Origin of the sequence: Serratia sp. 22278, assembly GCF_052045405.1 — a bacterium.
In the GTDB taxonomy this organism is placed as follows: domain Bacteria; phylum Pseudomonadota; class Gammaproteobacteria; order Enterobacterales; family Enterobacteriaceae; genus Serratia; species Serratia marcescens.
Genome location: NZ_JBQEOW010000011.1, coordinates 144,467 through 153,246 on the forward strand (window position 1 = coordinate 144,467; position 8,780 = coordinate 153,246).

At 64.1% G+C, this 8,780-nt stretch carries 9 protein-coding genes; 2 read left to right on the forward strand and 7 right to left on the reverse strand.

Annotated features, from left to right (window positions below):
* Positions 1–73: 73 nt before the first annotated feature.
* Entirely contained in the window at positions 74–1,009 is a 936-nt protein-coding gene (locus tag ACTJJ6_RS19015) for a LysR family transcriptional regulator (RefSeq protein ID WP_016927096.1), read from the forward strand.
* Here ACTJJ6_RS19015 and alkB read toward each other — a convergent pair.
* Complete coding sequence (gene alkB / locus ACTJJ6_RS19020) at positions 992–1,639, reverse strand: DNA oxidative demethylase AlkB (protein ID WP_016927095.1); 648 nt, start codon at positions 1,637–1,639, stop codon at positions 992–994. The two genes, ACTJJ6_RS19015 and alkB, sit on opposite strands and share 18 nt — an antisense overlap.
* Before the next feature lie 139 nt (positions 1,640–1,778).
* On the opposite strand from alkB, the gene rarD reads away from it, so the two are divergent.
* Positions 1,779–2,657: an EamA family transporter RarD gene (rarD, locus tag ACTJJ6_RS19025; protein WP_440803341.1), complete on the forward strand. Its 879-nt coding sequence runs from the start codon at positions 1,779–1,781 to the stop codon at positions 2,655–2,657.
* A 1-nt stretch (position 2,658) separates the two neighbouring features.
* On the opposite strand, the gene dhbA is transcribed toward rarD, so the two are convergent.
* The 6 genes from dhbA to ACTJJ6_RS19055 all read right to left on the reverse strand — a co-directional run.
* On the reverse strand, positions 2,659–3,417 hold the full coding sequence (dhbA, locus tag ACTJJ6_RS19030) for a 2,3-dihydro-2,3-dihydroxybenzoate dehydrogenase (RefSeq protein WP_025303452.1): 759 nt from the start codon (positions 3,415–3,417) through the stop codon (positions 2,659–2,661).
* A 102-nt stretch (positions 3,418–3,519) separates the two neighbouring features.
* A complete protein-coding gene (locus ACTJJ6_RS19035) occupies positions 3,520–4,710 on the reverse strand; it encodes an isochorismate synthase (RefSeq protein ID WP_048796519.1) in 1,191 nt (396 codons plus the stop codon).
* Positions 4,711–4,898: 188 nt separating this feature from the next.
* On the reverse strand, positions 4,899–5,591 hold the full coding sequence (locus tag ACTJJ6_RS19040) for a 4'-phosphopantetheinyl transferase family protein (protein WP_080353573.1): 693 nt from the start codon (positions 5,589–5,591) through the stop codon (positions 4,899–4,901).
* Positions 5,592–5,752: 161 nt separating this feature from the next.
* Positions 5,753–6,982: a bifunctional glucose-1-phosphatase/inositol phosphatase gene (gene agp / locus ACTJJ6_RS19045; protein WP_016927090.1), complete on the reverse strand. Its 1,230-nt coding sequence runs from the start codon at positions 6,980–6,982 to the stop codon at positions 5,753–5,755.
* A gap of 146 nt (positions 6,983–7,128) precedes the next feature.
* On the reverse strand, positions 7,129–8,592 hold the full coding sequence (locus ACTJJ6_RS19050; RefSeq protein ID WP_016927089.1) for an anion permease: 1,464 nt from the start codon (positions 8,590–8,592) through the stop codon (positions 7,129–7,131).
* 25 nt (positions 8,593–8,617) lie between these two features.
* A partial coding sequence (locus tag ACTJJ6_RS19055; protein WP_440827422.1) for a triphosphoribosyl-dephospho-CoA synthase occupies positions 8,618–8,780 on the reverse strand: 163 nt, incomplete at its 5' end.

Here is an 8,780-nt window from a genome sequence, read left to right on the forward strand (position 1 = left end):
CGGTTCGAAGAGCCATTATATTCATGTCATAATCGGAGCATAATCCGCCGCCATCACAATGGACCTTTGCGTCATGAGCACAAATCTTTCTTACGCGCTGTTGGCCGAAATGGCCGTTTTCGTTCAGGTGGTAGAGAGCGGCAGTTTTTCCGCCGCCGCCCGCAAGCTGGGCGCTTCGCCTTCCGCCGTCAGCCGCAGCGTGGCGAAGCTCGAGCAGGCGCTGGCGCTGCAGCTGCTGCACCGCACCACCCGCAAACTGCGGCTGAGCGAAAGCGGCGAAGAGGCGTTTGCGCACTGCCGCACCCTGCTGGCGGCGGCCGACGCGGTCATGGCGATCGGCGGGCGCGGCGCCGCGGAGCCCGAAGGGCTGGTCAGCGTCAGCGTACCCAAAGCGGTGGGCCGCTTCGTGCTGCATCCGCACATGCCGGAGTTCCTGCGCCGCTACCCGAAGGTGGACGTGAGGCTGCGGCTGGAAGATCGTTACATGGATTTGATCGACGATCGGGTCGATCTGGCGCTGCGCATTACCGATCGCCCGTCGCCCGGGTTGGTCGGCCGCCAGTTGATGAGAATAGACCATCTGCTGTGCGCCACGCCGCACTACCTGGCGCAACACGGCACGCCGCTGCACCCGCACGATCTGGCGGCGCACAGCTGCATCTATCTGGGAGAAACGCCGAGCGACGCGCAATGGAAATTCCGCCGCAGCGGCAAAACGGTGACGGTCAGCGTGCGCGGCCGCTACGCCGCCAACCACACCGGCGTGCGGCTGGACGCGGTGAAACGGCATATCGGCATCGGCAGCCTGCCGTACTTTACCGCCCGCCAAGCGCTCGACGAGGGCGAGATCGTGCAGGTGTTGCCGGAATGGGATTTCCTCAGCAGCTATCACGGCGGCCTGTGGCTGCTCTATGCGCCCAACCAGTATCTGCCGCCCAAACTGCGGGTGTTTATCGACTATCTCGTCGCCTGCCTGGCGCAGGAGCCGCAGTTAAAGCGCCTTGCGTAGCGTGATGTTGATGCGGTGCGGCCCCACCAGCGAGTGGTAGCCTTCCTTGACCGGCAGGATGCCGTGAAAACAGAGCCGCGATGGGCCGCCCCACACCACCACATCGCCGTGCGCCAGCGGAATGCGCCGCGCCCGGTCGCTGCGTTGCAGGCCGCCGAACTGAAACACCGCCGGCAGCCCGAGCGACACCGAGACGATCGGCGCGCCGAAGTCGTGTTCGTCTTTATCCTGATGCAGCGACAGCTTGCTGCCCGGATCGTAACGGTTCATCAGACAGGAATCCGGCACGAAGGGGCCGAAGCCCGCCTGCTGCGCAGCTTCGTCCGCCAGCGCCATCAGGATCGGCGGAATGGCCGGCCAGCGTTTGCCGCTGCGCGCGTCGCGTTCCGAATAGCGGTAGCCCCGGCTGTCGCTGGTCCAGCCGTTGCCGCACCAGCTCATCGCCACCGACATCACGTGCCCGCCGGGGGTGGTCAAATGCCGCCACGGCACCTGGGCCACCACGCCCTGCACCGCCGCCAGCAGTGCCGGCCCGTGATCGCGCACAAAGCCGTGCATCACCACCGCGCCGGGGGCGATCTCTTCGCGCCACGGCGGCGGCAGCGCGTCTTCAAAAAGATCGATTGTCATCGCCAAAGCCTGTATGAATACACAGTATCCATTGTAACCCGCTGCCGCCGATTGTCCAGCGCCCGGCGGCGCCATTGTCGTTGGCGGCAAATTTCTCTACAGTAGCCGCCATAAAATCAATCACTCACCAGGAATGCGTGTGATTAAGGGCATCACTCTTTCGGTCGTCGCCTCCATCTTGTTCGGCGCGATGTATTACTTCACCTCTACCCTCACCCCGCTGAACGGCGAACAGGTCTACGGCTGGCGCACGCTGCTGACGCTGCCGTTCCTGACTCTGTTCATGGCGCTGTCCGGCGATTGGCGCAAGGTGAGCGACACGCTGGTCGGGATCGGCCAACGGCCGCGGCGCCTGCTGGGCCTGCTGCTCACCTCGGCGCTGCTGGGGGTGCAGCTGTGGCTGTTCCTGTGGGCGCCGCTGCACGGCAAGGCGCTCGACGTATCGCTCGGTTATTTTCTGCTGCCGCTGACCATGGTGCTGGCGGGCCGTTTGATCTACCGCGATCGGCTGTCGCTGCTGCAAAAACTGGCGGTGGCGTGCGCCGTGGCGGGGGTGGGCAATGAGCTGTATCAGGCGGGCGGCGTATCGTGGCCGACGCTGGTGGTAGCGCTGGGGTATCCGCTCTACTTTATTTTGCGGCGGCGTTTCGGCACCGACAATCTCGGCGGGCTGTGGTGCGAGCTGGCGCTGATGCTGCCGGCGGCGGCCTGGTTCGCCTTCGGCGACGGCGGCGCGGCGGCGCTGCCGATCAATGCCGAGCTGTATTGGCGCATTCCGCTGCTCGGCGTCATCAGCGCCGTGGCATTGGTGTGTTACATCCTCGCCAGCCGCCTGCTGCCGTTCAGCCTGTTCGGCCTGCTGAGCTATGTGGAACCGGTGCTGCTGGTGATCGTCGCGCTGCTGCTCGGCGAAAGCATCGGCCAAAGCGAATGGCCGACCTATCTGGCGATCTGGCTGGCGGTGCTGCTGCTGGCGGCGGAAGGCGCGCGGCACCTGCTGCGCCACCAGCGGGTCTGACTCAGGCGGCCAGCGTCGCGCCGCCGTCGATCACGATGTCCTGCATGGTGATGTGGCTGGCCAAGTCGGAGGCCAGGAACAACACCGCGTTGGCGATCTCGTCCGGGCGAGCGATTTTGCCCAGCGGGATCCCCAACTTGAACATCTCGGGGAAGCCGGCGATGGTGCGTTGCTGCGCATCATCGGTCTGCCACATGCCGCGCTGCATCGGCGTGTCGGTCGAGCCCGGCGACACCAGATTGCACCGCACGCCGAACGGCGCCATCTCCAACCCCACGCAGTGGTTCAGGCTGGTCAGCGCCGCCTTGGAGGCGCAGTAGGCCGCCATCTGCGCGCGCGGTACGTGCGCGGCGTTGGAACCGATGCTGACGATCGCCCCGCTGCGCTGCGCCTTGAAGTGCGGCAGCACGGCGCGGAACAGGTAAAACGCCCCCGAGGCGTTGACGTTGATGCACTGGTGCCAGTCATCCACGCTCAGATCTTCGGTATTGCCCATGCGCAGAATGCCGGCGGCGTTGACCAACACGTCCAGTTGCGGGTTTTCCGCCAGCTGTTGGCGGCACACCGCCTCCACCTGCTCCGGCCGGCTGATGTCCAGCGTCACGCAAGGGTAAGGCAAATCCGGGTTGGCGAACTCGCGGTCAAACCCCACCACCTCGGCGCCCTGCGTCAAAAAATGCCGGGCGATCTGCTCGCCGATGCCGCGCGCCGCGCCGGTCACCCACACGCGTTTGCCAGTGAAATCCATCTGAATGCTCATGCGCGCACCGCCATCCGGGCGCACAGCCGGGTCATGTTGTTGTTCATCGTTGTCTCCTGCGAAAAGGATAGGATGCGGCGCGCGCTGCGCCGCAAAGTGGCCCTACAGCGCACCGCTGTTCAGGCCGAAAGCATTGAGCATGGTGCCCAGTTTGGCGGCGGTTTCCAGCCACTCGGACTGCGGCGTCGAGGCGGCGACGATCCCCGCGCCGGCGAACAGCCGCACCCGGTTGCCGCGCAGCAGGCCGCTGCGGATGACGATCGCCCACTCGCCGTCGCCGTTGGCGTCGCACCAGCCGACGATGCCGCTGAACAGGCCGCGATCGTGCGGCTCCAGATCGGCGATCAGCTGGCGGGCGCTCTCGGTCGGGAAACCGCACAGCGCCGGCGTCGGATGCAGCAGGCAGGCCAGCTGCATCACGTTGAGATTCGGGTTCAGCAGCTCGCCGCGAATGCGGGTGGACAAATGCCACATGGTGCCGGTACTGAGCAGCGACGGGCCGCTGGGCACGCTCAGGCTGGCGCACAGCGGCGCCAGGTGCCGACGGATGTCGTCGATCACCAGCTTGTGTTCGTATTTGTCTTTGGTCGAGCGCATCAGGCGCTCGCTGCCGAGGCGATCCTGCTGCGGATCGTCCTGACGGCGCGCCGAGCCCGCCAGCGGGTTGGTGTGGATCTCGCCGCCCTGCTTGCGGATCAGCAGTTCCGGGCTGGCGCCGATCAACACGCCGCCATCGGCCAGCGGCAGGGAAAAGTGGTAACCGGTCGGATTTTGCACCATCAGGTTATTGAGGATCTGGTGGCCCGCCACCGGCTGCTCCAGCTCGATGTCGAGGATGCGCGACAGCACCGCCTTGTCCAGCTTGCCTTGTTTAAAGCGGCTGACCGCTTCCGCCACCGCGTGCTTGAAGCGCGGCTCGTCCGGAATGCTGGTGCAGGCGGCCAGGCGATGCGGCTGTTGCAGCATCGGGCGCGCGGCGCGGGTAAAGCTGTCGTTGGCGACAAACTCGTAACTTTCAGGCACATACAGGCAGGAAGGCCGGCGCGTGTCGAACGGAATGGCGCCCACCACCACCGGCGTCTCCTGGCCGGCGGCGTTGGCTCGCGCCAGCGCCTGGCGAATATGCTGCGCCAGCGCGCTGCCTTCCTGCTCGCCGCCGAACGCCGGCGTCTCAATCCGTTCGAACACGCCGCTGGCGGAGAGGGAACGGAATTCGGACCGGTACAAAAAGGTCGATTGTTCGGCGTACGCAAACCCGGGGAAGGTTTGGTTTTCTGTCGTCAGTGTCGCCACAGACCACTCCTTTGTTGCGCCTCACCAATGATAATGTTTATGCGAATAATTATCATTAGCTGTAAAAGGAGGATAAATTACACCGATTCCCCACCGAGGGTCAATCTCCGATGAATGAATCTTTCCGCTCGCTGCGGCAAATCCACGTTACGGCGCAGCAAGAAATAACACACTGTTATTATTGTGTTTTAGCAAAAAATAAAGGTCGTGACGTCGTCACCTTCACGCCAAAAATGCCCGCTGAACCGGCGGCCGGCGGGGCAATTTGGCGTCAAGGTCTTAAGCAACGCTAATACGAACGTCTGCCGCTGCGTATCCACGGCGACCATGCGCGCATCGAGAAAATCGAAGTAACAACGCACCTGCGGATAAAGCGCCTTGAACAGGCTCTCTTTGGCGGAAAACGTCAGCGTCAGCAGCTCGTTGAACGGCAGCGTTTCGCGCAGCAACGCCTCGCGCTCCCCCGCCGAAACGATCGCCCCCCACAGCTCCTCCGCCCGCACGTCGGAGAGCAGCGTCTCCACATCCAACCCAACGCCGCCCAGCCCGCTCTCGCGGTGTACGGCGCACAGCGCGGTATCCGAATTATGGCTCAGCGCCCCGGCGATGCCCGGCGGCCACTGCGGCGCGCGATCTTCGCCGCGCGCCAGGGTGAAGTCGGCGAAACCGAGCGGCGCCAGCAGCTGTCGCGCCAGCACACGCCCGGCCAGATACTCCGCACGGCGTTTCGGTACCGCGCGCGCTAGGTGGTCCGGCAGCGCAAAGCCCGCCTCGGGAAAACTCTCGTCGCGATACTCTGCCAGCGCAAAATGGCAGCGCGCCACCTGGCCCGGATAGCCGTCCGGCGTGAAAAATTCGATATTGCGGATAAAAGTGGGCAACGGCGGTATCCATGATAAGCAGGCAGGCTGATGATGTTAGCCCCCGAAACCGCCTGCAACAATGACCTTGGGCAAAATAAATGACGTTAAGGCTCGTACGGCGGCACGTTAGCCGGGATGGGGAGAGGCCTCTCCCCCGCGGTCGGGAGAGAGGCTGGGCATTACAAGATGCCTTTCATGGTCTTTTCGAAATCGCTCCAGGCGCAGAAACCGTCTTTGTCGATCGGGCAACCTTTCAGCGCCAGCGTCACGCGCTGCGGCGGGGTTTGCAGCGTCAGCGGCGTCGCCTTGCGCAGCTGTTCGGTGGACTGATAGACGTACTCAATCTTCAGCAATTCACGGCTGTTCTGCGCGTCGCGCCAGCGCTGGAACACCAGTTTGCCGCCTATCGGCGTTTTCTCGTACTGCTGCGGCAGCTGATACGGCTGGAACTGCATGGCCGACAGCAGCGAGGCGATATTGGAGTCGTGGCCGACCAGCACCGTCAGCTTCGGCGCGTCCGGTTTGCGCTCGCCGAGCAGCGCGTTGTTGATGTAGGTCAGCAGCGGTTTGGCGACGTTCTGCGCCACCACCGGCGAGGTGAACAGCGAATCCTGATAGCCGTCTTTCAACTGCGCCAGCTGCTTCCACTGCTGCGGGGTGACGATTTTGCCCCAGGCCACCTCTTTCATCGGGAAACCTTCGTAATACTGCAGCATAAAGGCGTCCACCAGCGAGTTGCCCACCCGCAGCGGGCCGGAGACGCCCGGCTCTTTGCCCGGCACCGCGCTCATCACGCTGGCTTCTTTGGTCAGGTCGCAGTGTTTGTCGGTCTTGCAGGCGGCGGAATCCTTGTAGTCGATGATCTTCGCCAGCTGTTGGTAAGAGGCGTCCAGCTTCAGCGAGCCCAGCGCGGCGTTCATCGCCGCCAGCGCCTGCTGGTTGAAGGCTTCGCTGGTGTCGGTGATGATCGGGTTGAAAGTCGGATCCATCTCGCCCATCTTGTCCTGATGGTGCACGCTGACGTCGCAGCCCGGGAACGCGCCGTTGCTGAAGAACTGCGCGGTGGCCACCGTGCGCTGCAGGCTGTTGGCGTAGACGTACACGCTGCCGGCGGTCGGGCAGCCCTCTTGCGGCAACAGGCCGGTCTGCTTCAGCCAGGCGTTGAAATAGTGCCCCATATACACTTCCAGCACCCCGCCCTTGGTGGTCAGCTGGCCGCCCGGCGTTTCCCAGGCCGGCCAGGCCTTCGGCGTGGACTGCGCCAGCACGCTGCCGTTGTTGGCCAGCGGCGCGCGCAGGTTATGGCGGCTCATCACCAGCACCTGTTCCAGTTGATAACCGCCGGCGTCCGCCAGCGCGTTCCCGGTGAATAACAAGGGCAGGCACAGCAATAACGTTTTTTTTCTCATCCGCAGAGGCTCCCGGAAAATGATTATTTTTAAGGTGTTAGCGTTTGCCTGCGTATGATGGCGGGGTTAGTGTGACAAGTGTGTGACAGGGTTCACGGGAAAAGATCGTACCAGCGGCCACCGAGCGGCGGCCGCTGTGCGTCAACTCAGTACCACAGGCTCATGATCGGCCAGCCGATCAGCAGCAGCGCGGCGATGTACACCACGCCGAGAATGCCGCCCAGGCGCCAGTAGTCTTTCGATTTCACATAGCCGCAGCCGTAGATGATCACCCCCGGCCCGGTGGCGTACGGCGTCAGCACGCCCATGATGCCGATCGACAGCACCAGCAGCATCGACAGCTGTTCCATCGGCACGCCCGGCAACCCTTTGCCAACCGCCAGGATCACCGGCAGCATGGTGGCGGTGTGCGCCGACAGGCTGGCGAACAGGTAGTGGGCGAAGTAGAACACCAGCACCAGCGCCACCACCGTCATGTTCGGCGAGAAGCCGTCCAGGTGGGTGCTCATGGTCTGGGCGAACCAGTCGATAAAGCCGGAGCGCGTCAGGCCGTTGGCCATCACCACCAGCGTCGCCAGGTTAACCAGCGTATTCCAGGCGCTGGAGTATTTGGTGATCTCTTTCCACGACACCACGTGCAGCGCCAGCATCAGCGACACCGCCAACAGGCACACCGCGGTGGCGTCCAGCACCTTGCCGCCGAACACCCACAGGCACAGGCTGAGCAGCACCAGGCCGATCAGGGTGTACTCCTTGCGCGTCAGCTTGCCCATTTCCCCCAGCGCGGTATTCGCCCAGGCGGCCACTTCGCTGCTGTGGGTCACGCCCGGTTTGTACAGATAGTAGGAGATCAGCGGCGCGATGATCAGCAGCAGCAGGCCGACCGGCAGGAACGCCAGGAACCACTGCATCCAGCTGATGTGCACCCCGGCTATCTTGCCGACGAACTCGATGCCCAGCACGTTCGGCGCGGCGCCGGTGACGAACATCGAGGAGCTGATGCTGGTGCCGACCACCATCATCCACATCAGGTAGCCGCCGATGCGGCGCGAAGAGGGATCGTTAGGGAAGGAATCGAACAGCGGCGGCAGGTTTTTCACCACCGGGAACACCGTGCCGCCGGTGCGCGCGGTGTTGGACGGCGTGAATGGCGCCAGCAGAATATCGATGATCACCACCGCATAGCCCAGCGTCAGCGTGCGCTTGCCCATGAACTTCACCAGGAACAGCGCGATGCGCCGCCCCAGCCCGGTGGCCTCGTAGCCCAGCGCGAAGATAAAGGCGCCGAACACCAGCCAGACGGTGGTGCTGGAGAAGCCCGCCAGCCCCCATTTCAGCGCCTCTTTACCGGCCTTGAAGCCCGGCTCCGCCAGTTCCTGCGCGCCGAACAGCACCCAGTTGGCGCTGAGCACGCTGACGGTCACCGCGATAAAGCTGATGGCGGTGGCCGGGATCGGCTCCAGAATCATGCCGACGATCATCGCCACGAAGATGGCGAAATAGTGCCACGCCTGCGGCGGCATGCCGTCGGGCACCGGTATCAATAACAGGATCGCGAGCACCGCCAGCGGCGCTATCGCTTTCCAGATCTTTTCCTGGGTTTGGGACATAGGGACTCTCCTGAAGGCTTGGTTATTATTCTTGGGCACCCAGCTGCGCCAGCAGCCAGGTCACTATCAACAAGTCGGCGCTGCCGCCGGGGCTGAGGTTGCGGGCAATGCAGTCGGCATCGAAGCGCCGCAGGCGCGCCAGGCCCGTTTCCCCCGCCGAGCCGCCCTGCGCCAGCAGCCAGGCCGCC

Excerpts from the sequence above, each read along its gene's own strand:
- ACTJJ6_RS19015 (WP_016927096.1), top strand. The coding sequence starts at position 74 with ATGAGCACAAATCTTTCTTACGCGCTGTTGGCCGAAATGGCCGTTTTC.
- alkB (WP_016927095.1), bottom strand. The coding sequence starts at position 1,639 with ATGACAATCGATCTTTTTGAAGACGCGCTGCCGCCGCCGTGGCGCGAA.
- dhbA (WP_025303452.1), bottom strand. The coding sequence starts at position 3,417 with ATGAGCATTCAGATGGATTTCACTGGCAAACGCGTGTGGGTGACCGGC.
- agp (WP_016927090.1), bottom strand. The coding sequence starts at position 6,982 with ATGAGAAAAAAAACGTTATTGCTGTGCCTGCCCTTGTTATTCACCGGG.
- ACTJJ6_RS19050 (WP_016927089.1), bottom strand. The coding sequence starts at position 8,592 with ATGTCCCAAACCCAGGAAAAGATCTGGAAAGCGATAGCGCCGCTGGCG.